Origin of the sequence: Shewanella sp. MSW (assembly GCF_007636515.1) — a bacterium.
Taxonomy (GTDB): Bacteria; Pseudomonadota; Gammaproteobacteria; order Enterobacterales; family Shewanellaceae; genus Shewanella; species Shewanella indica.
This window is the reverse complement of sequence record NZ_LVDR01000003.1, coordinates 206,434-231,853: the sequence shown is the minus strand read 5'-3', so window position 1 is coordinate 231,853 and position 25,420 is coordinate 206,434. Positions and strand designations below refer to the sequence as shown.

Here is a 25,420-nt window from a genome sequence, read left to right as displayed (position 1 = left end):
GGATGTATGGGCATTTTTGAACGTTGGCTTAGCCTGTGGGTAGGGCTGTGCATTTTAGCTGGGATAGCGCTGGGTTATCTGGCACCTGGTGTATTTGCCGCAATTGCGGCGCTGGAATACGCCCATGTCAATCTGGTGATCGCCATACTTATCTGGGTGATGATCTATCCCATGATGGTGCAAATCGATTTTTCCGCTATCAAGGATGTTGGCCGAAATCCCAAGGGATTGCTGCTGACGCTGGTGATCAACTGGTTGCTGAAGCCTTTTACCATGGCGCTGCTTGGCTGGCTCTTTTTCCGTTTTCTGTTTGCCCCTTGGGTAGAGCCGCAAACGGCGCAGGAGTATATCGCCGGGATGATCCTCCTCGGAGTCGCTCCTTGTACCGCTATGGTGTTTGTCTGGAGTCAACTGACCCGCGGCGATGCCAACTACACTCTGGTGCAGGTATCGGTCAATGATGTGATCATGATTTTTGCTTTCGCACCCCTGTCGGCGCTGCTGCTGGGGGTGAGCGATATACAGGTGCCATGGGAAACCTTGATTCTGTCTGTGGCGCTGTATGTGTTGCTGCCTTTGTTAGCCGGGGTATTGACCCGCAAACACTTCAATAGCCGACCAGGGGCGATCACGGCCTTGCTGTCCAGGCTCAAACCCTGGTCGATATTGGGACTGCTGCTGACTGTAGTGCTACTGTTTGCTCTGCAGGCCGAAACCATAGTGGCCCAGCCGCAAAATATTGTGCTGATCGCCATCCCGCTGTTACTGCAAACTTACGGTATTTTCCTGCTGGCCTGGTGGCTGGCGAAGCGTTTGCGCCTGCCCCACAACATAGCCGCTCCGGCTTGCATGATAGGCACTTCCAACTTTTTCGAACTGGCGGTTGCCGTGGCTATCTCCCTCTTTGGTATGCATTCGGGAGCGGCACTGGCCACAGTCGTTGGGGTTCTGGTGGAAGTGCCTGTGATGCTGTCTCTGGTGGCATTTGCCAATCGCCGCCGCGGTAATTGGCTTGCGGCCAACAAATAAAAGGAGAACTGAGATGACAATAAAGGTGGGAATTAACGGCTTTGGCCGTATGGGGCGGCTGGCCTTGAGGGCTGCCTGGGATTGGCCGGAACTCGAATTTGTGCAGATCAACGACCCGGCGGGTGATGCCGCCACCCTGGCGCACCTGTTGGAGTTTGACTCGGTTCATGGCCGTTGGTCGCACCCAGTCGAGCATGAGGACAACGCCATAGTCATAGCCGGGCGGCGGATAGCGACCAGTCGCAATCAGGCCATTGCAGACAGTGATTGGTCTCAATGCGATCTGGTGGTCGAGGCCTCGGGCAAGATGAAAACCAAGGCGCTGTTGCAGGCCTATCTTGATCAAGGGGTGAAACGGGTGGTGGTGACAGCGCCGGTTAAAGAGGAAGGCGTCGCCAACCTGGTGATGGGGGTGAATCATCAGAGTTACGACCCGGCCAGGCATCCGATAGTGACAGCCGCATCCTGTACCACCAATTGTCTGGCGCCTGTGGTCAAGGTCATCCATGAGAACTTCGGTATTCGTCATGGCTCCATGACCACAATTCACGACATCACCAACACCCAGACTATATTGGATGCGCCCCATAAGGATCTGCGCCGAGCCCGCGCCTGTGGCCAGAGCCTGATCCCGACCACCACAGGCAGTGCCACCGCTATTACCCATATTTTCCCTGAGCTGAAAGGCCGCCTCAACGGCCATGCGGTCAGGGTGCCGCTGGCCAACGCCTCGCTGACCGACTGTGTGTTTGAGCTGGAGCAAACAGTGACAGAGCAGCAGGTCAACGACTTGCTGCAACAGGCGGCCGAGACTGAACTCAAGGGCATTCTTGGCTTCGAGTCGCGGCCGCTGGTGTCGGTGGACTACAAGACAGATCCCCGCTCCTGCATAGTGGATGGGCTGTCCACCATGGTGATCAACGGCACTCAGCTCAAACTCTACTGTTGGTATGACAACGAATGGGGCTATGCCAACCGTACCGCCGAGTTGGCGCTAATGGTGGGCCGTTTGGACCGGGATGCCTGAAGGACAACACCATGGCTGAAATGAGTCCGGCGCTGCGCCAATATCTGTTGATCACCGGCAACTACTGGGCTTTTACTCTGACAGATGGCGCGCTACGCATGCTGGTGGTGCTCTATTTCTATCAGTTGGGTTACGGTGCGCTGGCCATTGCCATGCTGTTTCTCTTCTATGAGTTTTTCGGTGTGGTCACCAATCTGTTGGGCGGCTGGCTCGGCGCCCGTTTGGGGCTCAACCGCACCATGAATATCGGCCTTGGGCTGCAGATAGTGGCGCTGGCCATGCTGTTGGTGCCTCAGGCCTGGCTGACCATTCCCTGGGTGATGGCGGCCCAGGCACTGTCGGGGATTGCCAAAGATCTCAACAAGATGAGTGCCAAGAGTGCTATCAAGACTCTGGTACCCAAGGATGCGGCCCAAGCGGGACAGACCCTGTATCGCTATGTGGCGCTGTTGACCGGTTCCAAGAACGCCCTCAAAGGAATAGGTTTCTTCCTCGGCGGTGCGCTGCTTAGCCTGCTGGGATTTGCCGGTGCCATTGCCGCCATGGCCGCTGTTTTGACCTTGGTGTGGCTGAGCTCGCTGCTGTTTCTCAAGGCGGAACTGGGCCAGGCCAAGAATAAGCCCAAGTTCAGTGAGCTGTTTTCCAAGAGCCGGGCGGTGAACATTCTCTCTGCGGCCAGGCTGTTTCTGTTTGCCGCCAGGGATGTGTGGTTTGTGGTGGCCTTGCCTGTGTATCTGGCCAGCCAATTTGGCTGGGATCACTGGCAGGTGGGGGGCTTTCTGGCCGGCTGGATTATCGCCTACGGCTTGGTGCAGGCCCTGGCGCCCAGGCTGACCGCCAGGGCCGACGGCAAGACAGTTGGCAAGCATAAAGGCTCGGCCTTGCCGGGACGGGCAGCGGCGCTCTTATGGTGCGGCTTGCTCGCTCTGGTGCCAGCGCTTATCGCCCTTGGGTTTGACAGCCAATACTCGTACGTCTGGCTGATCGGCGGCCTGTTGCTGTTCGGCGCCTTGTTTGCGGTGAACTCTTCGCTGCACAGTTTTCTGATTGTCAGTTATGCCCGCGAGGATGGGGTATCCCTGGATGTGGGGTTCTACTATATGGCTAACGCCGCCGGGCGCTTGCTGGGCACAGTGCTTTCCGGTGCGCTGTTTCAGTGGTGGGGGCTGGAGGCTTGCCTCTGGGTTTCCAGCGCCATGTTACTGCTGACTCTGATTATCTCCCGCGGTCTGCCCCAAGAGCATGAGGCGTAATGATCCATTGCAAAATTAGACTATAAGGGAGTGTCACTTTTTCCCATAAGGGCATAGGCTTAGGGAAGGTGCGAACAAGTCCCATGCGTGCTCTGCGTTGGCTTACAGGCCTGTATGCAAGGCGTGGTTCGCAGCAAATGGCTAGTCCTTTACAAGAAGCACAACATAGCAGACAGGTTTGTAAGCAACGCCCTTCGGGGCTTTCACAGCAACCGGCTCTCTGCGTTATCCGACTTCGACAGGCCCCGGCATGCCTTCAGTCAGATGCCTTGAACGCCAATTGCTGTGCAAGCCAGAGTGCCACGAGGACTTATTCGCACCTTCCTTAGGAAGGTGCGGCAGAGTTTTCCCGAGATCCTGGCTTAATAGCGTTGGGAAGATTATCCGTAGCATCATTGGCCGAATCGTTTCAAAGAGGGAAGTGTTATGTCCATGAGCTTGCAGTTTTGGGGTGCCACCCAGGAAGTCACAGGTTCCTGCCATCTGTTGCGGGTCAACGATGCAAGTTTGTTGTTGGATTGTGGTCTTATTCAGGGAGGGCGGCAGGATGAACTGCGTAACCATGAAGCCTTTCCCTTTGCTCCTGAATCCCTGACTGCAGTGGTGTTGAGCCACGCCCATATCGACCATTCTGGGCGGCTGCCCCTGCTGGTGAAGCAGGGTTTTAGCGGCCCTATCTACACCCATAAAGCCACCATGGATCTGTGCGCCATCATGCTCAAGGACGCGGCCATGCTGCAGCAGCGTGATGCCGAGCGGCAGAACCGCAAACGCGCCAGGCAAGATCTCGAACCGATAGAGCCACTGTTCACCGAAGAAGATGTCGAACTGGCACTGACCCGTTTTATTCCACTGGACTATGGCACCAAGCTGGATCCCATTCCCGGTGTGACCCTGTGTTTGAGTGATGCCGGCCATATTCTGGGGTCGGCGCTACTGGAGCTGTGGATCAATGATGGCAACACCCAGAAAAAACTGGTGTTCAGTGGCGATCTCGGCCGCGCCGGTATGCCGATCCTCAAAGATCCTACGCTGATCCAACAGGCCGATCTGGTGTTGATGGAAAGCACCTATGGCGACAGGTTACACCGTAGTTGGGAGGCGACCCAGGAAGAACTCAAGGGGATCTTCGCGACAGCCATCAGTGAGAGCCGCGGCAATATCCTGATCCCTGCTTTCTCGGTTGGCCGGGCGCAGGAGCTTTTGTATCTGTTTCACCTCTATGCCGGGGAATGGGATCTGTCACGCTGGAAAATCTGCCTCGACAGCCCCATGGCGATAGAGGCCACCAAGGTGTATATCAATAACTATCCCTTGATGGACGAGGACTTCAAGCGCTTCGTGCATCAGCACCCCGGGCAGCACCCGCTGCTGTCTGGGATAGAGTTTATTCAAAGTACCGAAGAGTCGATGGAACTCAACGACGTACATCAGGGGCTTATTATTATTGCCGGCAGCGGCATGTGTAACGGCGGTCGTATCCGCTGTCATCTGGAACACAACCTGTGGCGGCCCGAGTGCGACATTATCATCTGTGGTTTTCAGGCACTGGGAACCCCGGGGCGGCTGTTGGTCGATGGTGCCAGTGAGCTCACCATCAACGGCAATTCGGTGAATGTCGCCGCCAGAATTCACACAGTCGGCGGGTTGTCGGCCCATGCGGATCAGGCCGAATTGCTGCGCTGGTACCGTGAGTTTGAAGGGGCGCCGCCACTCATTCTGGTTCACGGTGAGCCGGATGCCCAGCGGCAGCTCCTGAGTGTGCTGGAACATGCCGACGGTGTGCAGCCCAAACCCAGACCTCAGGCCTCGGCCATAGCGACCGAAGGCGACAAGCTGGATCTCAGCCGTTTACCCGAGCTGAGCTGGGTTGTGGGCTAAGTGTGTTGTCAGGCTTAACAGCTTCAGGGAATTAAACAGGGTTATTTTATCTTTGCCATTAACAAAAAATAAAAACGCCCCTTAATAAAGGAGCGTTTTTATTGTTGGCGCAAACTTGGCTTTAGCCTTGGCGCTGCCAGAGGATCTCCAGCTCATCGGCTTCGCCCATTGCGGCTTCCAATAGATTGATGAGTTCAGCATCGGCCTCTATGGCTTTAAAGGTTTCTAGTTGAGTGCGGTTCAGCCAGTAGTCCTGGTCGGCATCATGCTCTTCTACCAGGTTGTCGATCAGAAACTGCAGCTGTTGTTCGGAGATATGGCCGATAAAGGCGCCGGTTTCTTTATTGCTGAGTTGGATCATTCTCTCTCCTTGGATTGCTGTGGCCTTATTGGCCGAAAATCTTAGCTTGCACTATATCCTCTTCAGTAAGTGCGTTGAATCCCTTGTTTTGTCATAAAGGTCTCTTCATAAGCGACCCCTGCCAGGGTGGCGATAGCCAGGCCAAGCACCAGTGCCAGCAGTAGAGGCTTGCAAACCCCCATGGGCACCAGCCAGATCAGTAGCAGTGCCAATACGCAAATGCCCCCGCTGATGGGGTTGAATAAGAGTTCCAGACTGATCTCGAAAACATTTAAGGTTTCAGCGTCCTGATAGCGCCGGAAATGGAGCAGGAAATAGAGGGCTCCGCAGAGCAAACTGACACTGGAAAATGCCAATAGGCCGCTGAGGCTGAAAGTTTCTTTGAAGTATAAAGTGGCCTGGTAACCCGCCACAGTCAATATTGCCAGCCAGATAATAAGCAGTGGCGCCAGGATCAGTCCCATTACAGTCCTTTGGTTAGACGTCCATGTTTACAGGTGACTGTAACCTAAAAACATTTTTACAACAAACCACCAGTGGATGATTTGTGGCCTGGCTCGCTTCTCTGCCAAGATTTGCTAGCTCTAATAGCGGTAAAACCACTTTTTTCAATATTTAACAGATTGGTTACTTTTTAAGCTGTTTGCAGGATATACTCAGACAAGTAATTGTTGTCGGAAGAAAACTTGTTTGGAGAATCCTTATGCGTTTTATTAAGACACTGTTTATCCTGCTGGCACTGATAGTGGCTGTGCCGCTGATTGCCGCTCTGTTTGTCAAAAGCGACTATCAGGTGACCACCAATGTGGTGATAAATCGTCCGGTGGCCGAGGTCTATGACTATGTTAAGTATCTGAAGAATCAAGATAATTTCAGCGTCTGGGCTAAGATGGATCCGGCGATGAAGCGCAGTTATCGCGGCGTTGACGGCACTGTTGGCTTTGTCTCAGCTTGGGAGAGTGATAACCCAGAGGTGGGTCAAGGTGAGCAAGAGATAGTTGCCATGGAAACTAACAAACGCATAGATTATGAGCTCAGATTCCTGACTCCCTTCGAGGCCACTGAACCCGCCTACATGTTATTTGAGCCCTATGAAGGTAATAGAACCAACCTCAGTTGGGGCTTTAAGGGGCATCTGGATTATCCGATGAATCTGATGTTTCTGTTTGTCGATTTTGAAACCATGATCGCCACGGATCTATTGCGCGGGCTCAGTAATCTTAAGCTGTTACTCGAGTCTGCACCCGCGCCACAAGAACAAATTCAGAGCCCGTAAATCCAGGCGACCCATTGACGGTAAAGATTAAGCCCTATCAGCAGGTTAATCGGGAAAGTAACCCCCAGCGAGGCCAACATGGCCACGCCGATATTGGCCGATGGAATGGCCGCGCGGATCGCTGCCGGTGCCGCAATATAAGAGGCGCTGGCGCAGAGGCCGGCCAGTACCAGTGCCGAACCGGCGGGCAGCCCCAAGGCGTGACCTGTAATGATGCCCACCCAGGCAAGGACAAAAGGCGTAACGGCGGCAAATACCAACAGGCGCCAGTGACTCAAGGGCAGCGGAGCACACACCCTGGCGGTACATAAGCCCATCTCCAGCAGGAACAGCGCCAGCAAGGTCTTGAATCCCTGCATTAGCACAGGGCTCAAAGAGGCCAAGCCCTCAGCGCCGTAGCCCCATCCGATAAGCACGCCGCCCCCCAACAATATCACCCCACGACTGGTAAGCGCTTCCAGCAGAATATTGCCACTGCCTCCCGTTTTATTCCGGTTCAGGCGTCGATAGAGCCACAACATGACTATGATGGATGGCAGCTCCAGCAGTACCAGATAGAGAGTGGTTTCGGGTTTGAGTGGCCAGCCCAGCTGCTCCGTCATGGCGTAGACAACGGCAAAGGTCCCGGCACTGACCGAACCGTAGTGGGCGGCAATACTGATGGCATCGCTCTGGGATAGGCGAACCACTTTTTTCAATATGGGATACAGCGCCAGCGGGATAGCCAGTCCCAGGCCTATCACCAACCCCAGCTCGGTAAAGGACAGCTGATCTGTGTGGCCGTGCAGTGCCATGCCACCCTTTAGGCCCAGGGTCAGCATTAACAGAATGGAAAGGGTTTCGTAGGTGGATTCGGGGACTCTGAGATCTGATTTGAGCAGACCGGCCAACAGGCCTAGGCCGAAAAAGGCAATAACAACATCAGGCATGGGGTTCTCCTTGTTAGACGGCTGGAGATTGTGCTCGCCCGGCGCTATATTGGAAAATAAATTATTCACTACATATATATAGATAATTATCTATGGATCTTCGTCATCTCAGCCTGCGCTTGTTGCAGGTGTATATCGAAGTGGTCCGGCGGCAGAATATTTCAGCCGCTGCCAGACACCTTTATCTGACTCAGCCGACCGTATCGCTGCAATTGAAAAAATTGGCCGAGCTGGTGGGGGAGCCATTACTGGAAAACGGCCCGGGAGGACTGCGACCGACCCAGGTAGGCCAGGAGCTGTATCGTGCCGCCGTGGATGTGATGACTCGTTTGGAAGACTTCAACGGTATGCTGGCCAAGGTGCGGGAAGGGCAGAGCGGCCACATCAATATCGGCCTGGTGACCACGGCTAAGTATGTGGTGCCGCGGATCCTCGGCGCCTTCTATCGCCATTTCCCCGGCGTCCGAGTCACACTGAACATAGGCAACCGTGCCCATGTACTGAATCGCTTTGAGCATCTGGAAGATGATCTTTATCTCTTCAGCCATCCCCCCAGGGGCGATACTGTGCAATCGGCGCGGATCATCCGTAACCCTCTGCAGTTGATTGCCCCCAGAAACCATTGGGCCGCCGGGCAGAGTGAACTCAAGTTTGAGCAGCTCAGTCGCGAGCGCTTTCTCATCCGTGAGCCTGGTTCGGCTACTCGGTTAATGTTTGAGTCCTGGCTCAGTGGTCAGGGGATGGAACTGGGCGACTGTATGCAGATCGAGAGTAATGAAGCCATTCGTCTGGGGGTCGCTTCTGGGCTGGGGTTATCTGTTATTTCGGCCCATACCCTGGAGGAAGGGCGTGAGCGCCCGGCTATTCTGAACGTGAAGGGCTTCCCGTTGGAGAGCAACTGGTATCTGGTGAGTCGTAAAGACAGGCGCATGCCTTATGCGGCGCGGCAATTGGTGCACTTTATGGCTGAGCATCTGCAGCAGTGTATAGAGGCTGAATGGGTGGCCGGTGATATAGCCCAGCTGCCGGCCAACCTGGGGTTGAGCGCCGACTGAGTTTGACCTCGGGTTTTCAATTGTTAATATTTCGTTGTAACCTGGGTATTCCTTATGCTGTTTTGCCATAACAGGTGGACACTGCAGCGATAACAATAACTACACGAGGTTGGAATGGAAACGATAATGGAGTGGGTTAGCCAGCTTAACAGCCTGGTTTGGGGTGTGCCCATGCTGGTGATGATCCTGGGGGTAGGACTGTTTCTGTCCATAGGTTTGCGCTTTATGCAACTTCTCAAGCTGGGGAGAGGCTTCCGTTTACTCTGGTCCGGGCGGATCCCGGATAAAGACACCAATATGAAAGGGGAGATCAGCCCCTTCAATGCGCTGATGACGTCACTGTCGGCCACCATAGGCACAGGGAATATCGCCGGAGTGGCGACGGCAATTTTTCTTGGCGGCCCGGGGGCATTGTTTTGGATGTGGTGCACCGCGCTGGTGGGGATGGCTACCAAGTTTTCAGAAGCCGTGTTGGCGGTCAAGTATCGCGAGGTCGATGACAGCGGCAACCACATAGGTGGCCCCATGTACTACATCAAGAATGGCCTCGGCCAGAAATGGGCCTGGTTGGGAACGCTATTTGCTTTATTTGGTGGCTTTGCCGGTTTTGGTATCGGCAATACAGTACAGGCCAATTCGGTGGCTGACGCCTTGGACAGCAACTTTGGTGTTCCAGCCTGGGCAACTGGCCTGGTCATGATGATCCTGGTGGGTGCAGTCCTGATGGGCGGTATCAAACGGATTGCCGATGTGGCCGGTAAGTTGGTGCCCTTGATGACTGTGTTTTATATCACAGCAGGCTTGGCTGTGATTGTGGTCTATTTCGATCAGATCCCGGCGGCACTGGAGTTGGTATTCGAGAGCGCCTTTAGCCCAGTGGCGGCCCAGGGTGGCTTCGCCGGGGCGGCAGTTTGGGCTGCTATACGTTTCGGGGTCGCCCGAGGGGTATTTTCCAATGAGGCCGGTCTTGGCAGTGCACCTATTGCCCATGCGGCAGCCCAGACCAATAACCCAGTGGCTCAAGGTCTGGTAGCCATGCTGGGTACCTTTATTGATACCATAGTGGTCTGCTCCATCACAGGTTTGGCGATTATCGTTTCCGGCGCCTGGACCTCGGGGGAAACCGGCGCAGCCTTGACCTCCTATGCTTTCAGCCATGCCTTGCCCATAGGGCATTACATAGTGGCGGTGGCTTTGGCAATTTTCGCCTTTACCACTATTCTCGGCTGGAGTTTTTACAGTGAAAAGTGCGTTCAGTATCTGTTCGGCATTCGCGCCATAGTGCCGTTTCGCCTGGTCTGGACTCTGATGGTGCCGGTAGGGGCTGTTGCGTCTTTGGACTTTATCTGGCTGGTGGCCGATACCCTCAATGCCATGATGGCTATCCCCAACCTGATAGCCCTGGCGCTACTCAGTCCAGTGGTTTTCGCGCTGACTCGGGAATATTTCATCAAGCAGCGTCAGGCCGAGTTGCAAAAATAGTGATTGGTTTAGAACCCAAAACAGGGCAACTCGAGTTGCCCTGTTTCTTTATCAGTCGGCGTTGCTGTCAAACTCAGTGTCTTCCTGCAGTTCAAACATGGGTTCGGCATTGGGTAACTGCTTGAATAGATGACTGAAGTGCCGCTGAACGCCTTTGAGGTCTATCCCGGCCATCCCGGAGGCGAAACCAAACCAGGCATAGAGGCCACTGAAGTTATCGAACATGGGCGGCAGATACTTGGGGGCGGCAATAAGCCCCTCCCTATGAGCCTGATAAAGTACAGGGATATCTTCAATGGCCAGCTTACCGACAAACAACATGGGGATGATCTCCGGGATCCCGGCTGTGATGGCGGAGCGGATAAAGTTAATGTTTTCCACATAGCCGCGCACATAGGAGATATCCTTGGTGAAGTAACTGCCACCTTGCACCATACCACCGCGAAATACCCGCTGAGTCACCCGGTAACTGTCTCGTTTACTGAGATTCTGGCCGCAGAAATAGTTGAATACTTCTATGAAGTCAGCACCTTGCTCGGCCATGTCGACCGCAGTGATCCTGTCGCTGATGCGTCTTGCCCGCCCTGGGTTGGAGCTCAGGGTGATGGTTTCCATCAATACCGCCAACCCTTCCTGGGCTGCGGCTACCCTGGGGGAGCCGACACTGAGCCAGGTGGCCCAGGGTTGAGCCCGGCCATTGAGGGTTGTGCCCACATGTACCCAGCCCTCATGTACCTCATAAACATCGAGATCCGATTGGCTGAATAGCGCCTTGCTGTTGAGTTTGACCGTATCGCCACCCACGGCGGCATCCGAGACTATGCCGTCACTGAGGCGTACCCGAATATCGTCGCTGTGGAAATAATCTTTCAGGCGGCGGCCGAGTATGTCCACCGCCTCCGGCGCGGCGATTTCTTTGGGGTGATGGCGATTGCTGCGCAGCGCTGCCGGCAGCGAGAAGATGTAACTCAAACGATCGCCGAGCTGTCTGAGGTTGTGTCTGTCGCCGTGGAGCTTATGGTTGGCGCTACCGTAGAGGCGACGGCTGAACTCACCGAATTCGGCCTTACCTCTATGTTGCAGCATGTCGATAACCTGAAGATACTGCTCGATATTAGCCACCAATATCTTGCCAAGCTTGTCGTATCTTCCCAGACGCTTGCGGGTCTGCAAACGCAGTTCGGTTAACTCTTGGCGAGTCTTATCCGGGTCAAAAGGCAGTGGCAGACGCTGGTAAAACTCGGCGTCTATGGCGGGTAATTGTTTACCGTTATTCTCGAGAAATCGGGCTTCCACCTCCCTCGGCCATTTGATGGCATCGAGGATTTTTATCGGTTTCTGCAACCGGATAAGCTCGTCCGAGAGGCGCCGCAGATCCTCTTTATAGGTACTTGTGTCTGGCATCAATGGTCTCCTCGGAAGACACAGGTTATTGGCGGCTATCATCTTGGATAACGCGCTGTCTGGCAACAGAATTTATCCTTGCCAGATCTTGGTGCAGTTGCTTGGTTATTGAGCATAGTCGGCGTACATAATTTAAGCTAATTAATTGATATTCATCATGTTGTAATATTGGCACTCAAGCTGCTTATTTGAGGTTGTATAGGCGAACTTTCAGGAGCCCTTATGGCAAATATGAGTTACTTGAGTGTGATTGAACGTTTTCATGAGTATCAGCCGCTAATCGATGAACTATTGCAGTCGATTTTGACCGGAATGGCCGATGCTCAGCTCTTTGATGACACAGGGCGGGCCATTAAGGTGTTTTCTGAAGTGTCGGCCTGTTATCCCTTTGTGGAATTGATGTATTTGCTGGATGAAAATGGCCAGCAGGTGAGTCCGAACCTGGCCCTTATCCAGCAAAAGATCAAACTGCTGGCGGTGGGGGAACATCCGGATCGCAGCCAGCGCCCCTATTTTCTCAATACCAGCGACAAGAGTGGGGTACAGATAACTTCGCCTTATCTTTCCAATGCGTCCGGGCAGTTATGTTTATCGGCGTCCCTGGGCGTGAGCCGTTTGGATGCCAGTCGTGGCTTTGTGGTGGTAGATATCAACCTGACCCGGCTGATTGAGTTTATGATGGGCGACAGTTTAAGACGCAAGGTGACGCCGCTGTTCAAGGCGGTTTATCTCACTCTGGTGACAGGGCTATTCATCATAGTCGGGGTATTGGTGTTGATTTCGGCCAGGGATATCTGGCATTTATTGGCGCAGGGGCCGCAGTTGGCTCATGATTCGCTCAAGCCGTTTGGGATCATCATCTATATCACCCTGGCGTTGGCGATATTCGATCTCGGTAAGACCATACTGGAAGAAGAAGTGTTGATGCACAAAGACATCTTCCGCCACAGTTCCACCCGGCGCACCATTACCCGCTTTGTTTCCACCATATTGATCGCCATCTCCATCGAGGCCTTGCTGACCATGTTCAAGGCATCACTCGGACAGGTGGAGTATATTCAGGGAGCGATTTTGATGATGTTGGCGGTGGTTGGCTTGTTGGTGGCCTTGGGGCTATACGTCTGGTTGGGTGCCAAGGCCGAAGCCCTGCTTATCCAAACCCAGTCTTTGCGGGGGCGGCAAGGATAAGGAGGATGTTGCTGACATCCTCCTATTTCTGAAGGCTAAAACATATCGTCATCATCGAGCCCCATGGCTCGTCTGAGTTCCAGGCGTTCCAGATAATCCTCCAAACGGCGTTTTATCTGGCGTTTGTGTTGCAGCGCCTTCTCGGCCTGGCGGTTTTTTGGGGTGGTCATCGCTTCAATTTCAGCATCGTTGGGCACGAGTTCAACAATATGGGCCATCACGAATTCCTCATGGTTTATCCAAGGATTTTCTAGCCAAAAAAGCATTGGCTGAAAAGCAAAAATTTTTGTCTAACAAAGCAAATGATTCTGTCCGTCCCTCTAGTCAATATTAGTTTTGGTTAAACTGAAATCTAGCATTGAGCTTCTGTTGAATGTGAGATCGAGACAACATTTTGACGATATTTTCCAAGAACCTAAATCTTGGGGATTTTGTGCTGTTTTTGACTTGTTTTTTTCATGAACCCGACCAGAATTAACCCCATGGCATTCGCTTAATTGGCTAAGGACTCGGCTGTTTATGATCCCGGACGATCGTCTCACCGCATCATCCACCTCTGTAAAACGCTTCGGCTTTTCCACTCCGGCCTCGGTTTGGGTGATTATCCTGGTTGCACTCCTTTTTACTTGCCTGGGTTGGTATCTGTTTAATCAATATGCGGAGCAGCGTGGACGTGAGCGCTTTGAGTATCAGGCCATGTTGGTCAAAGATGCCATAAGAGATCGTCTGTTGACCTATGAGCAGGTACTGCGGGGTGGCGTGGGCCTGTTTATGGCATCCGATGGTGTGACCCGTGAGGAGTGGCACGAATATGTGACCAACGCCAAGATGGAGAGTTTTTATCCCGGGATCCAGGGAATAGGCTATAGCGTTATTGTACCCCCGGAGCAGTTGACTGCTCATGAGGCAGCTATCCGCGCTGAAGGTTTTGAAGAATACCGGGTGTACCCAGTCGGTAAGCGTGATGCCTACCAGGCCATTATCTATCTGGAACCCTTCGATTGGCGTAATCGGCGGGCATTTGGTTATGACATGTATTCCGAACCGACTCGCCGAGAAGCGATAGACAGAGCCATCAACACCGGGGAGGCGGCAATATCCGGCAAAATTACCCTGGTACAGGAAACTCAGCAGGATATTCAGGCCGGCTTCTTGATGTACTTAGCACTTTATGATGACACCTCTGTCGGCCCCAAGGCCGCTAAAGGTGTGGTTTATGCTGCCTTTCGAATGAACAACCTGATGCAAGGCATTTTGGCCGACAAGTTTCCCAGTCTGAATCTAGAGATCTTCGATGGCGACACCCCCTCTGACACTTCGCTGCTGTACAGCACTGAGGAGGAAGGCCAGGTTACCAAAACCTATAACCAAGTACTGCCACTCAAGGTCGGCGGTCATCAATGGTTGCTGCAAATCGGTGCCGACAAGAGTTTTGTCACCGAAACCGAGAAGCTGCAAAGCAAGCTGATGTTGGGCATAGGCGTGCTATTTATCATGGTGTTGCTCTATTTTCTGCTCAGTAACGCCAGGGCCAGGTATCAGGAAGGCTTGCTGGCCAATGAGATCCTGGCCAATGAAAAGCGCTTCCGCTTGGTTATCGAGGCCTCGCCGTCGGCGCTGATCATGGTCGACGGTCATGGACTCATCACTCTGGTGAATGCCCATACAGAGCAACTGTTCGGTTATGCCCGGGATGAGCTGCTGGGCCGCAGCGTGAATATACTGCTGCCGGAGAGCCTGCATAAGTCGCACAATCAACACATGGGGGGCTACCTGCAGCAGCCGATTGCCAAGAATATGTCCCAGCGTGATGACCTGTTTGGCCGCGCCAAAGATGGCTCTCTGGTGGCGGTTGAAGTGGGGTTGACCCCAATTCATTTTACTAATGGCCAGTCGATTCTGGCCACTATCAATGATGTCTCGGATCGCAAACGGATTGAAGCGGAAAAAGCCCGCCACACGGAAGCGCTGGAGAAAATAAACCGTGAGCTGGACAGTTTTGCCTACATAGCTTCTCACGACCTCAAATCGCCGCTGCGGGGCATAGAGCAGTTATCCGAGTGGCTAGCAGAAGATCTCAGTGACAACAGCAGCGAACAGGTACAAAAGTATTTGCGACTGATCAAGAGCCGGGTCCAGCGAATGGTTCGGCTGCTGGATGGCTTGTTGACCTTCTCGCGCATAGGCAGAGTGGATACCGAGTTGACAGAGGTGGACAGCAAACAGTTGCTGCAGGATACCTTCAGCCTGGTGGCTCCGCCAACTGGGTTCAAGCTGGTTATCTTGTCTGAAATGCCTGTGCTGACCACGGCCAGGGTGCCGCTGGAGTTGGTATTTAGAAACCTATTCAGCAACGCCATCAAACATCACGATAAAGAAGAGGGGGTACTCAGCGTCAGCAGCGAGCGTCAGGGAGACTACTATTGTTTTTGTGTTATGGATGACGGCCCTGGGATAGCGGTCAAGTTTCATCATAAAATTTTCGCCATATTCCAAACACTTAAACCAAGAGATGAAGTTGAAGGCAGTGGTCTGGGGCTCTCTTTGGTGAAAAAGTCGGTGGAAAACATGGGCGGCAAGATCTGGGTGAAATCGGAAGGGCGCGGTTGCAGCTTTTATTTCACTTGGCCGGTCCACTTCAAGGAGGAGTCATGAGCCAAACTGCTGGATATAAGGAAGTCACTATTCTGTTGGTTGACGACGATGATGTCGATTACATGGCGGTACAACGAGCAATGCGGCAGCTTAGGCTACTGAATCCCTTGGTCAGAGCCAAAGATGGTTTGGAGGCCTTGGAGATGCTGAATGATGGCCGGGTGCACCACCCCTATCTGATCTTGTTGGATCTCAATATGCCAAGGATGAATGGCTTGGAGTTTCTCGGCCATATCCGCAACGACCCCGTGCTGTCTCTCTCTGTGGTTTTTGTGCTGACTACTTCAAGTGCCGATGAAGACAAGGTCGAGGCTTATAAGCATCATGTGGCAGGTTATATGGTCAAGCATGAAATAAGTGATGGTTTTTATAATATTTTCAATATGCTGGAAAGTTATTGGCGTATTGTCGAATTGCCGGAAGCCTGAGGGATGGAAAGCATGAATCTGCTGTTGATCGATGATGATGAGATAGACAGAGCCGCTATCATCCGCGCCCTGGAACAATCGTCACTGGCGTTCAAGGTGATGGAGGCCAACTGTGCCCAGAGTGGCTTGGAGTTCGCCTGCCAACAACATTTCGATGGCATACTGCTCGACTATATGTTGCCCGATGCTAATGGTCTGGAAGTATTGAGCCGTCTCAATGAATCTGCCGGAGAGCAGACCGCGGTAGTGATGATTTCCCGTTATGAAGACGATAAGCTGGCACAGCGCTGTATCGAACTTGGGGCGCAGGATTTTCTGCTCAAGGATGAAGTGAATACCAGCCGCTTGACCCGTGCAATCCGCAATGCCAAACAGCGGGCCTCGATGGCGTTGGCACTGCGCCAAAGCCACGAGAAGCTCAAAGAGCTGGCTGAACATGATTCCCTGACCAAGCTGGTCAATCGCTACGGTTTTGAACTCTGCCTCAATCGTACCTTGAGTCAGGTCAAGCGCCATCAGGACATGCTGGCGGTGATCCTCTTGGATCTGGATGATTTCAAAGGTATCAACGACACCTTAGGGCACCAGGTGGGGGATATCCTATTGGTGGAAGTGGCCAACCGTCTAAGCGCGGCGCTCAGGGAAGGAGATCTGATTGCCCGTCTAGGCGGCGATGAATTTGTGGTGTTGGTGACAGAGTCCGAGAATCGTTACTTTCCGATGGCGGTGGCCAATAGGCTACAGCAGGCCTTTGAAGAGCCTTTCCCGCTTGGAGAGCATGAGGTGCTGATCGGCGCCAGCATTGGCATTGCAGTGTACAGTGATTCTGTCTGTGATAGTTCTGAGCTGCTCAAGTGTGCCGATATAGCCATGTATCGCGCCAAAAAAATTGGCCGCAATCAGATCCAGTTTTATTCTGAAGAGTTGGCCAGGGAGGTGAGGTTTCGTAACCGTATCGAAATGGGGCTGAGAACTGCGCTGGAGCGGGATGAATTCAGGGTCTTTTATCAGGGGAAATTCGATGCAATTTCCGGCGAGCTTTTGGGAGTGGAGGCGCTGCTGCGCTGGCAACATCCTGAGGATGGTCTGCTGTCGCCTGACAGTTTTCTGCCTATAGCAGAAGAGATAGGCCTGGTGGATGAGATAGGTGAGTGGGTGTTGGTACAGGCATGCGCGCAAACCGTTGAGTGGCTGACGATGTTGGCTCCTGTAGGCAAGCGGTTATCAGTGGCGGTAAACCTGTCACCGTCGCAGATTATTCGCGAAACCCTGTATCAGACCATAGTCAGGGTATTGCAGCAAACCGGGTTGCCGGCGTCGCAACTGGAGCTGGAACTCACCGAAAATGCCCTGATTGAAGAACCGCTGGAGCTGGCCAAGGTGTTGGAGCGGATTGCTGCCTTGGGGGTAGTGTTGTCTTTGGATGACTTTGGCACCGGCTTTTCATCTCTCGAGCACATCAAATATTTTCCTATCAATGTACTTAAAATCGACAAGAGTTTTGTGGCTTCGGTCGAGCAGGATGAACGTGGTAAACGTCTGTTGTCTGCCTTGATTAATTTTGCCAACGGTTTTAACGTGGTGTCTGTGGCTGAGGGTATAGAGACAGAGGCGCAGGCGCAGTTTTGTCGTGAACGAGGCTGCAATCTGCTGCAGGGATATCTTTACTGTCGGCCGATTCGGCCCACGGATTTTGAAGTGCAGCATATTTTACCTTTGCTGGCCGAGGGGAATGTTTGATTTTGCTTGCCTATTGGCAAAGTATGGTCAAAGATGCCTGCTCTTTTTGCTGGGCCATAACTCTCTTTACCGGGTCTTCCAAACATGAAAATCGGTATCCTCTCTCAATTTCCCGAGCTTTATTCTACCCGCAGGCTGGTGGAAGCCTGTGAGGGACGCGGTCATCAGGCCTTGGTGATCAATCCACTCAACTGTTATATGAACATCAACTCGGTGCAACCCAGTATTCATCTTGAAGGTGAAGAACTCAGCGGTTTTGATGCCATTATCCCGAGGATCCATGCCAGTGTGACTTTTTATGGCTGTGCCCTGGTGCGCCAGTTCGAGATGATGGGGGTGTACGCCGCCAATGATTCTATCTCCATTGCCCGCTCAAGGGATAAGCTGCGGGCACTGCAGTTGCTCTCTCGCAAAGGGGTAGGTATGCCGGTCACCGGCTTTGCCAGCAAGCCGGACGATATTCCGGATCTTATCGCCATGGTGGGTGGTGCGCCGCTGGTGATTAAACTTTTGGAAGGCACCCAAGGAATAGGCGTGGTGCTGGCCGAAACCAAGAAGGCCGCCGAGAGCGTTATTGAAGCCTTTCTGGGGCTTAAGGCCAACATTCTGGTACAGGAATATATCAAAGAAGCCAACGGCAGTGATATCCGCTGCTTCGTGGTGGGCGACAAGGTGGTTGCGGCCATGAAACGCCAGGGGCCGGAAGGAGATTTTCGCTCCAATCTGCATTTGGGTGGCAGCGCCGAGAAAATCAAGATTACCCCCCAGGAGCGCAAGAGCGCCATAGATGCAGTCAAGGCGATGGGGCTGGCTGTGGCCGGGGTGGATATTCTTCGCTCTGAGCGCGGCGCTTTGGTGCTTGAAGTCAATTCGGCTCCGGGTATTGAAGGCATAGAACTGACTACAGGCATCAAGGTGGCAGAGCCGATAGTGGAGCATATCGAAAAAATGGTTGCTGCCCGTAAACACAATCGAACTGTCATCGCCTAATTGCGCCTCGGGCTTTCCCCATATAGGAGTTCGCACCTTCCTTAGAATTCGAACTCATAGACATAGCTGAGCACTATCTTGGCATCGTCGTCCGGCAGATCCGTATCGGCTACCATAAAGGAGACAGAGCCTATGCCTGTGTCCTTGCTGATGGCCAAATGGTAGTCGGCGTAGTTGGAAACCTGGAACCAGCTCTGCACCACATCGCCGTCTGAATAACCATAGTGTGCCGTCAGCGTCACGGTTTCCGTGATGGGATAGCTGAAACCCGCGTGGATATAGCTCAAATCCTTGTTATCCAGCGGCGCTTTGGCTACATCATCACCGGCATTGACCACCTTGGCATAACCCAGCTCAAACCACTTCCAACTGAGGGTCAACGCCAGTTCGCCAAAGTCGATATCACCCTTGGCATCAGGATAACCATAGTAGAGATAGCCGATGTCATAGCCAAAGTCTTCGCCTATGCTGCCGGAGTAACCGCCGTAAAAATCGAGCTCGTAACTGGTGTCATCACCAAAGTCGACATTAGAGGCCCAGGTGCCCAGGTAAAAGCCAGAGTCGTGGCTGTAGTCTATACCGCCTTGAACGGCGACAGAGTCATTTGTTTGGGTAACCCCGCGCCACAGATAGTTGGAGGCGACGCCGATATTCCCTGATACAGTCGCCTGGACTTCGCCGGCCAGCAACAACAGACCTGCAATAACTGACATTGAAAACTTGGTGTGTTTCATTCTCATCCCCTCGATGGTTGGGTTCCGGAACCGGGCAAGCTTGACCGGCGCAGACACTCGTTATTGTCTTTGTGGGATGAGCGAATCTTGTGCCAAGTTTAAATGAATATGAAATACAGAAAGTTAGCTTTTATTCTGAAACTCAGTTAACAGATTGTTGCCTTTAGTTAGGGCGTTTTGCCCTTTTTTTGTGCAGTGGAATGTTGGGAACTACAGACAATAAAAAAACGCCTCAATATGAGGCGCTTTCATCCGTGAAAAGCAGTTTAGTTGACGCTGTCACGCAGTGCCTTACCGGCTTTAAACTTGGGAATAGTGGCTGCAGGGATCTGGATCTCTTTGCCGGTTTGCGGATTACGACCTGTGCGGGCCGCGCGGGTTGAGGTTTCGAAAGAACCAAAGCCTACGATGGAGATTTTAGATCCTTCTTTCATGGCATCAGTCACTGCTACTTCGAACGACTTGAGGGCGCGGGCAGCTTCTGCCTTGGACAGGTTTGCATGTTCTGCCATTTTTGCGATTAGTTCAGTTTTGTTCATCTGGAGCGTCTCTTCTTTCCGTCGATTGAATTATTATTGCCCATCTAACATGCCATAAGGTTTTTGGCTTGAAAAGGCCTTTCAGCGGGCTTCTTGGGCTTTATTCGCTATTTTTTAACCAAAATTATACAAAATTGTGAGCCGGTCGCTGATTTCCTTAAATTCAGTGCGATCTAGTCAGATTTTTCCTGTTGCAAGAAGCGTTTTGTGTTGGTGGAAAAAGCTACCCAATACTGGAATGCCAGCAAGGCCAACAACACAGCCGCCAGCGGCAGCAAGGGGATATTGCGTCCAGCCAGCTCAAGTTTGACATCTTCAGGCGTTATCTGCAGTGCCATCAATGCAGTAGCGGCCAATGCCAGTAGTCCCAGAGTCTGGATAAAGAGATAGATACGCAGTGCCCACAGCGACCAACTTGTACGTAACATTATGCCTACCAATACTGGGATGACTCCCAAGGTAAACAGATCTACTGCACCTGTGCTGATGGTGCGCCACAGTGCTACCCCGGCCAGTACCAGATAGAGGATGCAAAGCAGTACCAATGGTATTGGTCTTGAAATGGACATAAATGACTCCTGTGAGAAATGGGCCTAAGTCTATGGAAAGCCCTGGGGTGAGTCCAGCCGGATTTTAATCGCATTTTCCGGTAAAATGAGCGCCGACATTTTTGGCAGGATAACACTCAATGACAGAAGAGCAGTTCTGGGAGCTGGTCAGCCGCGACTATCCCGATCAGGAACAACAGGAACTCCAGGCGCGTTTGACCGAAAAACTGCAAAGCCTGGGCGATGATGAGCTGGCAGAGTTTGATAAGCACTTTGCCAGGCTGCTCAGGTTGAGTTACAGCTGGGATCTTTGGGGCGCAGCTTACATTATTGCCGGAGTTGATTCAGATTATGGTTTCGCCGAGTTCCGGAACTTCCTGGTGACTCTGGGAAAGGAGCGTTATCAGGCGGCCTGCAATGCAGCGGATTCGCTGGGAGAGCTGGAAGTTTGGCCGCAATTGAATGGTTACGCCTATCCTTTTGTTGAGGAGATAGATCTGCTGGCCGGCCAGCTATACGAGACCCGTACCGGCAAAGAGTTACCGTTTGTGCCTTCGGGGCTGAGTCAGCCCAAGGGCAAGCGTTTCAACGACCAGCCCAAGGCACTGCGTAAACAGTACCCCAAGCTCAGCGCCCGTTTCCCCTTCTAAGCAGACTTAGTCGTTACGCATCTGCTCGCACTGAAAGCCCTGGCGGCGGGAGTCAAAGCGGCAGTAGCTGCCGCACTCCCAAGGAGCCCCTTCTGCGGCCTGGGACTTCTCGATGGCGAACGCTTTACAGCTGGCATAGTCGCCAAAATCGTCCTCTTTGAGATAACGCCCCGAATCGAAACCATGGGTATAAATGAAGGCACTCCAGGTTTCCGGCCCCTTGGGTTTAGCATCCTGATTGATGGCAATGAGAACAATTCCCAGAGCGGTAAAGAGTCCCAAGGTAATTAGCAAAGGCGGTGAGAGTTTCACTGGTGCTCCTGTAATGGCTCGGTTTTTCGGTCTATTAGATTACTTCAGCGGGGCTGACTCAAGCCGCATTGTTTGAAAGTTTGTTGCTGCGGCTACAAATTGATACTCAAGTTAATCTTCCTGGATGATGTATTACGAAAAATATCACATTAAAATAGCTACTTATAGCACGACACTATTCGCATATTAGTTTTGCGTTAAGCCCGGATTCAGGTTAAATTTTATACTCTGAGTTTGAAGCAAAAGCATACTGACAATCGCTCCCAAAGGAGGCTGAGATGAAAATCAGACATCTGTTACTTGTAAGTGCCCTGGCCTCTGGCTCGGTGCTGGCGGCCGACAAGGTCGATGAAAACCCGGTTACCGAGTCGGGTAAGGTCAAAATTGAGTGGCAGTCACCTAAGGATTTTCGGGATATCAAGTCTGCCAGCGAGCTGCAATCCCGTTATGAAAAACGTCTGTTCGATACCTTGACCAAGACTCTGGATAAAGACGTTTCATCTTCTCTAAAAGACAACCAAAAGCTGGAGCTGACGGTCACAGACGTGGATTTGGCCGGTGATGTGCGGCCTACCTTTGGTGCTACTGCCAACGATATACGTGTAGTCAAGAACGTTTATCCACCAAAAATAAGCTTCAGTTATCGCTTGTTGGAAGGCGATCAGGTAGTCATTGCCGGCGATGAAAAGCTGACCGATATGCAGTTTCTCGACCATGTGGACAGAATCAACAGCGACAGCTTCCGCTATGAAGAAAGAATGCTGAAAGACTGGTTCCAGAAAACACTCAAGCCAAAACTCTAAGCCGTTTTCGGCATATCCAGCAAGCACAGCCCTTGGGGGGTGTGCTTGGCCTGCTTTTTCGCCAGCGCACACAGGCGGGATAATTCATGTTCGTTGGCATCCAGACTCAATGGCGGTGGCAGTATTCCGACGCTGAGGCGCAATAGCGGTTGAAAGCATTCCTGCTCTTGTCTGTCCTTGGCAAATAAGCGCTGTCTTTGCCAATGTTCATCACTGAAGAATTGCCTTTTACTCTGCTCAAACTCGGCCAATATCTGCTGGCAAACCCCGAGTAGTTTTGGCTCTGTGCCTATCATCACAAAATCATCGCCACCCACGTGGCCGATAAACTGCGCTTTACCATATTGTCTGAGCAGGTCGGCTACGGCCCTTATCACTTCATCACCACGACTGAAGCCATAGATGTCGTTATAAGGCTTGAAATGGCATAGATCAAAATAGGCCAGATAGAAATGCTGTCGTAGTTTGCGCAGCCGTTGCAGCTCTTCCTGAATGGGTACATTCCCGGGCAATTCAGTTAACGGGTTGGCGTGGCGCGCCATCTGTATTCTATGTTCAGTAATGCGCTGCAGCAGCTCGCGGGTGTGACCAAGACCGATAAACTCACCTTGACGCAGGATAATGAATTCCTGCGCTATTTCGGAGCCAGGCTTGGCGGTAAGTTTTTGGCTTACCAATGACAGAGGTGTGGCCGCATCGACCAGAAGCACGTCTCTGTCCATGAGTTCAGTCACCGCCTGGTGTTCATGCAAGGCGCGGCCATAGGGACGGGAAAATAGCTCCATCAGCCGATGGCGATAGACCAGTCCCAAGGGACGTTTATGCTCCAGCACCACAATGCACTGAAGCTCCGGCTGGGAGAGAAAGCGTTCGCTCAACTGCTTGAGCTCAGTCTCGGAGGGGCAGGTTTGTGCCTGATGGCACAGGCTCTCCGCCGCCTCGTTGTATCTAGGTTGCTCCTGCTGACGAATGGTGAGATAGCGGGTTTGCAGTTGTCTATCCGGCTGCGCCTCGGGTCTGCCGAGTAAGAAGCCCTGACAATAAGTGATCCCGAGCTGGCGCAGTATCGTCAGCTCGGCTTCAGTCTCTATACCCTCGGCGATGACTTTACAGGTCAGGCTTTGGCAAAGCTCTATGATGGAGCGGACAAACTCCTGTTTTACCGGAAACTTGTCTATTTGGTGAATAAAGTGGCGATCAATTTTGACATAGTCGGGGGAGAGTTCTGACCATAGACGCAGGCCAGAATAACCGGCACCCAAGTCGTCGAGAGCGGTCAAAAACCCCTGATTGCGATAGTGATTAAGGCAGGCTTTGAGCTGATCTATGTCATCGGCAGGGTATTGTTCCGACAGCTCTATGACCACATTGGATGGCGCTATGCCGAACTGTTGCAAGAGCTTGAGTGTTTGCCCCTTGGGATGGGTTGGATCCAGCAGCGCCTTGGGTGAGATATTGATAAAAAGCTTGCCAGGCAGTTGTTTTTGCTGAAATTGGGCTATGGATACCCGGCGACACAAGGTTTCCAGCTCGGAGAGGCGCCCCAGGCGTTCGGCAGCACTGAACAGATGAAATGGAGAGTGAACGCTGCTGCCTATGGGGCCGCGGCTTAAGGCTTCAAAACCATGAATACTGTTGCTGTCTATGTTGATAATCGGCTGAAACAGTGCGGTGACATCCTCGTTATCCAACACACTTCCGAGTTCAGCTATTCTGTCTATGGCCATCAAACTGCAATACCTTACAAGGCCCCAAATCGAATAGAGTCTAGGTGTTGCAAGTGACACTAAGATGACAAAGCCGGGCTTGACCCGGCTCATATTATTGATTCAACTGATTGAACTCTTGCTATTTACTCTGCTGTTTAAATTGTTGCAGCGTTTGCAACAAGACTGCCAGTTTCGGCAGTAGGGCTTCCAGCTGTTCCGGGGTGGGTGCCGTTTCGGCTTCAAGATCCGCTACCGCCTGTGCCAACTCCTGTACATAGGGGAGGAAGCGGTTACTGCATGTGGTAAAGCCTTGCTCTTGAGTGAATACGGCAGAAAACTTTCCATGACCGGCTTGTTGCAGCTGATCCAGACGATTATCGGCATCGACAGCCTGGCGGTAAGCGGTCTGCAGATTGGCTTTCAGTTGCTCAATGACCTTGGTGTATGGCATAACAGCCTCTAACTGATGAACTTTGGCTGAAATTATAAGGAACAGGGATGCGCGCAACAAGTCGACTGCTGTGGTTCTTCTTCGGATGTGGCTTACTTTTAAGTGGTTGGGCCCAAGCAAAAGATGGTGATACACCACCCTTCTACCAGTTGGAGTTTGCCGGTAAGACGGCTTTTCTCATGGGCTCAGTGCATGTCGGCAAGGCTGATTTTTATCCACTGCCAAACCAGATAGAGCAGGCCTATCACAATGCCGGTGCTCTGGTGTTGGAAGCCGATATTCGCGATCCTGCGGCGCAGCAATTGCTGCAGCAGTATGGCTTGAAGGCTGCAACACCGGATGAGGAAACTCAGACGCTGCTGCAGGGATACTGTGGCGGTAAACCTTTATGTCGGCAATTGGCTATGATGTCCCCCTGGTTGCAGTCGGTACAGATCAGTATGCAACGCTTCGTGGAGCTGGGTTATCAACCCAGCCTGGGTGTTGAGCAGTATCTGTTGGATGGGGTAGGTGGCAAACCTGTGTTAGAGCTGGAAAGTACAGAAATGCAGTTGGCACTGCTGGACTCGCTGGCGCTGGAGTACCAGTGGAATATGGTTAGGGAGAGCATTCGCGGTGAAGATAGGGAGATCCAGGCGCTGATCACGGCCTGGCGCAGCGGGAATGAAAAAGCTTTGGCCGAATTGATGCTGCATCAGCTGTCCACCGAAGGAGAAAACGTATTGCTGGAAAAACTGCTGTGGCAGCGTAACCAAGGCATGGCCGAGCGTCTGTTGAGTCTGATGGGTTCCAATCAGGCGCCACTATTTGTGGCCGTCGGTGCCGGGCATCTGGCCGGCAAAAGGAGCCTACTCGAGTATCTGCATAAAGCCGGAGTCGACAGTCGTAACTGCTGGCAGCAAAGCTGTGATATACCGCCCGGCGAGGCAAACTGAGGCGCTGAGGTCTATACTTGCTGTGCTTGAACACAGGGAGT

General features: G+C 52.6%; 26 protein-coding genes. 15 read left to right on the top strand and 11 right to left on the bottom strand.

Annotated features, from left to right (window positions below):
* Positions 1-6 precede the first annotated feature (6 nt).
* The 4 genes from arsB (at position 7) to AYI96_RS04280 (ending at position 5,190) form a co-directional block, all read left to right on the top strand.
* Positions 7-1,029, top strand: coding sequence for an ACR3 family arsenite efflux transporter (gene arsB, locus AYI96_RS04295; protein WP_039034431.1), 1,023 nt, complete (start codon positions 7-9; stop codon positions 1,027-1,029).
* A 13-nt stretch (positions 1,030-1,042) separates the two neighbouring features.
* Positions 1,043-2,056: an ArsJ-associated glyceraldehyde-3-phosphate dehydrogenase gene (locus AYI96_RS04290; protein WP_144361056.1), complete on the top strand. Its 1,014-nt coding sequence runs from the start codon at positions 1,043-1,045 to the stop codon at positions 2,054-2,056.
* 11 nt (positions 2,057-2,067) lie between these two features.
* Positions 2,068-3,309, top strand: a complete 1,242-nt coding sequence (gene arsJ / locus AYI96_RS04285; RefSeq protein WP_144361055.1) for an organoarsenical effux MFS transporter ArsJ — start codon at positions 2,068-2,070, stop codon at positions 3,307-3,309.
* A gap of 426 nt (positions 3,310-3,735) precedes the next feature.
* Positions 3,736-5,190, top strand: a complete 1,455-nt coding sequence (locus AYI96_RS04280; RefSeq protein ID WP_144361054.1) for an MBL fold metallo-hydrolase RNA specificity domain-containing protein — start codon at positions 3,736-3,738, stop codon at positions 5,188-5,190.
* 121 nt (positions 5,191-5,311) lie between these two features.
* Here AYI96_RS04280 and AYI96_RS04275 read toward each other — a convergent pair whose 3' ends face one another.
* Positions 5,312-5,551 (bottom strand): hypothetical protein, encoded by a 240-nt coding sequence (locus AYI96_RS04275; protein WP_039034436.1) that lies wholly within the window; start codon positions 5,549-5,551, stop codon positions 5,312-5,314.
* Between the two features lie 62 nt (positions 5,552-5,613).
* Positions 5,614-6,015, bottom strand: coding sequence for a hypothetical protein (locus AYI96_RS04270; protein WP_039034437.1), 402 nt, complete (start codon positions 6,013-6,015; stop codon positions 5,614-5,616).
* A 239-nt stretch (positions 6,016-6,254) separates the two neighbouring features.
* Between AYI96_RS04270 and AYI96_RS04265 the strand changes: the two genes are divergently transcribed.
* Positions 6,255-6,827 (top strand): SRPBCC family protein, encoded by a 573-nt coding sequence (locus AYI96_RS04265; protein ID WP_071476856.1) that lies wholly within the window; start codon positions 6,255-6,257, stop codon positions 6,825-6,827.
* Here AYI96_RS04265 and AYI96_RS04260 read toward each other — a convergent pair.
* Positions 6,815-7,756 (bottom strand): sodium-dependent bicarbonate transport family permease, encoded by a 942-nt coding sequence (locus AYI96_RS04260; protein WP_101095651.1) that lies wholly within the window; start codon positions 7,754-7,756, stop codon positions 6,815-6,817. The two genes, AYI96_RS04265 and AYI96_RS04260, sit on opposite strands and share 13 nt — an antisense overlap.
* 92 nt (positions 7,757-7,848) lie before the next feature.
* Between AYI96_RS04260 and AYI96_RS04255 the strand changes: the two genes are divergently transcribed.
* Both AYI96_RS04255 and AYI96_RS04250 read left to right on the top strand, forming a co-directional pair.
* Positions 7,849-8,811: a LysR family transcriptional regulator gene (locus tag AYI96_RS04255; RefSeq protein ID WP_071476855.1), complete on the top strand. Its 963-nt coding sequence runs from the start codon at positions 7,849-7,851 to the stop codon at positions 8,809-8,811.
* 114 nt (positions 8,812-8,925) lie between these two features.
* Positions 8,926-10,293, top strand: coding sequence for an alanine/glycine:cation symporter family protein (locus AYI96_RS04250; RefSeq protein WP_039034440.1), 1,368 nt, complete (start codon positions 8,926-8,928; stop codon positions 10,291-10,293).
* Positions 10,294-10,344: 51 nt separating this feature from the next.
* Here the strand turns inward: AYI96_RS04250 and AYI96_RS04245 are convergent, their stop codons facing one another.
* The gene (locus AYI96_RS04245; RefSeq protein WP_144361053.1) at positions 10,345-11,697 is read right to left on the bottom strand and encodes a flavohemoglobin expression-modulating QEGLA motif protein; all 1,353 of its coding nucleotides are present in this window, start codon (positions 11,695-11,697) and stop codon (positions 10,345-10,347) included.
* 222 nt (positions 11,698-11,919) lie between these two features.
* Here AYI96_RS04245 and AYI96_RS04240 point away from each other — a divergent pair, with 222 nt between their 5' ends.
* Positions 11,920-12,885, top strand: a complete 966-nt coding sequence (locus AYI96_RS04240) for a PDC sensor domain-containing protein (protein ID WP_071239136.1) — start codon at positions 11,920-11,922, stop codon at positions 12,883-12,885.
* 35 nt (positions 12,886-12,920) lie between these two features.
* Here AYI96_RS04240 and AYI96_RS04235 read toward each other — a convergent pair whose 3' ends face one another.
* Positions 12,921-13,103, bottom strand: a complete 183-nt coding sequence (locus tag AYI96_RS04235; RefSeq protein ID WP_039034443.1) for a PA3496 family putative envelope integrity protein — start codon at positions 13,101-13,103, stop codon at positions 12,921-12,923.
* A 304-nt stretch (positions 13,104-13,407) separates the two neighbouring features.
* Between AYI96_RS04235 and AYI96_RS04230 the strand changes: the two genes are divergently transcribed.
* From AYI96_RS04230 to rimK, 4 genes are all read left to right on the top strand, one after another.
* Positions 13,408-15,540, top strand: a complete 2,133-nt coding sequence (locus tag AYI96_RS04230) for a CHASE domain-containing protein (RefSeq protein WP_405130425.1) — start codon at positions 13,408-13,410, stop codon at positions 15,538-15,540.
* Positions 15,537-15,968 (top strand): response regulator, encoded by a 432-nt coding sequence (locus AYI96_RS04225; protein ID WP_039034444.1) that lies wholly within the window; start codon positions 15,537-15,539, stop codon positions 15,966-15,968. Before AYI96_RS04230 ends, AYI96_RS04225 begins: the two co-directional genes overlap by 4 nt.
* 12 nt (positions 15,969-15,980) lie before the next feature.
* Entirely contained in the window at positions 15,981-17,708 is a 1,728-nt protein-coding gene (locus AYI96_RS04220; RefSeq protein WP_039034502.1) for a putative bifunctional diguanylate cyclase/phosphodiesterase, read from the top strand.
* 84 nt (positions 17,709-17,792) lie between these two features.
* Positions 17,793-18,698, top strand: coding sequence for a 30S ribosomal protein S6--L-glutamate ligase (gene rimK / locus AYI96_RS04215; RefSeq protein ID WP_039034445.1), 906 nt, complete (start codon positions 17,793-17,795; stop codon positions 18,696-18,698).
* Between the two features lie 41 nt (positions 18,699-18,739).
* Here the strand turns inward: rimK and AYI96_RS04210 are convergent, their stop codons facing one another.
* From AYI96_RS04210 to AYI96_RS04200, 3 genes are all read right to left on the bottom strand, one after another.
* A complete protein-coding gene (locus tag AYI96_RS04210; protein ID WP_071239134.1) occupies positions 18,740-19,432 on the bottom strand; it encodes a TorF family putative porin in 693 nt (230 codons plus the stop codon).
* 266 nt (positions 19,433-19,698) lie between these two features.
* Positions 19,699-19,971, bottom strand: coding sequence for an HU family DNA-binding protein (locus AYI96_RS04205; RefSeq protein ID WP_039034447.1), 273 nt, complete (start codon positions 19,969-19,971; stop codon positions 19,699-19,701).
* Between the two features lie 173 nt (positions 19,972-20,144).
* A complete protein-coding gene (locus AYI96_RS04200) occupies positions 20,145-20,540 on the bottom strand; it encodes a hypothetical protein (protein ID WP_039034448.1) in 396 nt (131 codons plus the stop codon).
* A gap of 119 nt (positions 20,541-20,659) precedes the next feature.
* Between AYI96_RS04200 and AYI96_RS04195 the strand changes: the two genes are divergently transcribed.
* The gene (locus tag AYI96_RS04195; RefSeq protein ID WP_039034449.1) at positions 20,660-21,169 is read left to right on the top strand and encodes a DUF4240 domain-containing protein; all 510 of its coding nucleotides are present in this window, start codon (positions 20,660-20,662) and stop codon (positions 21,167-21,169) included.
* A 6-nt stretch (positions 21,170-21,175) separates the two neighbouring features.
* On the opposite strand, the gene AYI96_RS04190 is transcribed toward AYI96_RS04195, so the two are convergent.
* Positions 21,176-21,481, bottom strand: coding sequence for a hypothetical protein (locus AYI96_RS04190; RefSeq protein ID WP_039034450.1), 306 nt, complete (start codon positions 21,479-21,481; stop codon positions 21,176-21,178).
* A 278-nt stretch (positions 21,482-21,759) separates the two neighbouring features.
* Here AYI96_RS04190 and AYI96_RS04185 point away from each other — a divergent pair, with 278 nt between their 5' ends.
* Positions 21,760-22,284 carry a DUF3016 domain-containing protein gene (locus AYI96_RS04185; RefSeq protein WP_039034451.1) on the top strand — a complete coding sequence of 175 codons (525 nt, stop codon included), beginning with the start codon at positions 21,760-21,762 and terminating at the stop codon, positions 22,282-22,284.
* Here the strand turns inward: AYI96_RS04185 and AYI96_RS04180 are convergent.
* Together AYI96_RS04180 and AYI96_RS04175 are read right to left on the bottom strand one after the other, a co-directional pair.
* The gene (locus tag AYI96_RS04180) at positions 22,281-24,014 is read right to left on the bottom strand and encodes a GGDEF domain-containing protein (RefSeq protein ID WP_405130412.1); all 1,734 of its coding nucleotides are present in this window, start codon (positions 24,012-24,014) and stop codon (positions 22,281-22,283) included. The two genes, AYI96_RS04185 and AYI96_RS04180, sit on opposite strands and share 4 nt — an antisense overlap.
* A gap of 118 nt (positions 24,015-24,132) precedes the next feature.
* Positions 24,133-24,444 carry a hypothetical protein gene (locus AYI96_RS04175; RefSeq protein ID WP_039034453.1) on the bottom strand — a complete coding sequence of 104 codons (312 nt, stop codon included), beginning with the start codon at positions 24,442-24,444 and terminating at the stop codon, positions 24,133-24,135.
* Positions 24,445-24,491: 47 nt separating this feature from the next.
* Here AYI96_RS04175 and AYI96_RS04170 point away from each other — a divergent pair, with 47 nt between their 5' ends.
* Positions 24,492-25,379, top strand: coding sequence for a TraB/GumN family protein (locus AYI96_RS04170; RefSeq protein WP_039034454.1), 888 nt, complete (start codon positions 24,492-24,494; stop codon positions 25,377-25,379).
* Positions 25,380-25,420: the final 41 nt, after the last annotated feature.

Bases quoted from the DNA above. Each gene is read 5' to 3' on its own strand.
- AYI96_RS04265 (WP_071476856.1), top strand. From the start codon at position 6,255: ATGCGTTTTATTAAGACACTGTTTATCCTGCTGGCACTGATAGTGGCT.
- AYI96_RS04200 (WP_039034448.1), bottom strand. From the start codon at position 20,540: ATGTCCATTTCAAGACCAATACCATTGGTACTGCTTTGCATCCTCTAT.
- AYI96_RS04280 (WP_144361054.1), top strand. From the start codon at position 3,736: ATGTCCATGAGCTTGCAGTTTTGGGGTGCCACCCAGGAAGTCACAGGT.
- AYI96_RS04175 (WP_039034453.1), bottom strand. From the start codon at position 24,444: ATGCCATACACCAAGGTCATTGAGCAACTGAAAGCCAATCTGCAGACC.
- rimK (WP_039034445.1), top strand. From the start codon at position 17,793: ATGAAAATCGGTATCCTCTCTCAATTTCCCGAGCTTTATTCTACCCGC.
- AYI96_RS04195 (WP_039034449.1), top strand. From the start codon at position 20,660: ATGACAGAAGAGCAGTTCTGGGAGCTGGTCAGCCGCGACTATCCCGAT.
- AYI96_RS04255 (WP_071476855.1), top strand. From the start codon at position 7,849: ATGGATCTTCGTCATCTCAGCCTGCGCTTGTTGCAGGTGTATATCGAA.
- AYI96_RS04170 (WP_039034454.1), top strand. From the start codon at position 24,492: ATGCGCGCAACAAGTCGACTGCTGTGGTTCTTCTTCGGATGTGGCTTA.
- AYI96_RS04220 (WP_039034502.1), top strand. From the start codon at position 15,981: ATGAATCTGCTGTTGATCGATGATGATGAGATAGACAGAGCCGCTATC.
- AYI96_RS04275 (WP_039034436.1), bottom strand. From the start codon at position 5,551: ATGATCCAACTCAGCAATAAAGAAACCGGCGCCTTTATCGGCCATATC.
- AYI96_RS04235 (WP_039034443.1), bottom strand. From the start codon at position 13,103: ATGGCCCATATTGTTGAACTCGTGCCCAACGATGCTGAAATTGAAGCG.
- AYI96_RS04210 (WP_071239134.1), bottom strand. From the start codon at position 19,432: ATGAAACACACCAAGTTTTCAATGTCAGTTATTGCAGGTCTGTTGTTG.
- AYI96_RS04250 (WP_039034440.1), top strand. From the start codon at position 8,926: ATGGAAACGATAATGGAGTGGGTTAGCCAGCTTAACAGCCTGGTTTGG.
- arsB (WP_039034431.1), top strand. From the start codon at position 7: ATGGGCATTTTTGAACGTTGGCTTAGCCTGTGGGTAGGGCTGTGCATT.
- AYI96_RS04290 (WP_144361056.1), top strand. From the start codon at position 1,043: ATGACAATAAAGGTGGGAATTAACGGCTTTGGCCGTATGGGGCGGCTG.
- AYI96_RS04240 (WP_071239136.1), top strand. From the start codon at position 11,920: ATGGCAAATATGAGTTACTTGAGTGTGATTGAACGTTTTCATGAGTAT.
- arsJ (WP_144361055.1), top strand. From the start codon at position 2,068: ATGGCTGAAATGAGTCCGGCGCTGCGCCAATATCTGTTGATCACCGGC.
- AYI96_RS04260 (WP_101095651.1), bottom strand. From the start codon at position 7,756: ATGCCTGATGTTGTTATTGCCTTTTTCGGCCTAGGCCTGTTGGCCGGT.
- AYI96_RS04245 (WP_144361053.1), bottom strand. From the start codon at position 11,697: ATGCCAGACACAAGTACCTATAAAGAGGATCTGCGGCGCCTCTCGGAC.
- AYI96_RS04185 (WP_039034451.1), top strand. From the start codon at position 21,760: ATGAAAATCAGACATCTGTTACTTGTAAGTGCCCTGGCCTCTGGCTCG.
- AYI96_RS04270 (WP_039034437.1), bottom strand. From the start codon at position 6,015: ATGGGACTGATCCTGGCGCCACTGCTTATTATCTGGCTGGCAATATTG.
- AYI96_RS04205 (WP_039034447.1), bottom strand. From the start codon at position 19,971: ATGAACAAAACTGAACTAATCGCAAAAATGGCAGAACATGCAAACCTG.
- AYI96_RS04225 (WP_039034444.1), top strand. From the start codon at position 15,537: ATGAGCCAAACTGCTGGATATAAGGAAGTCACTATTCTGTTGGTTGAC.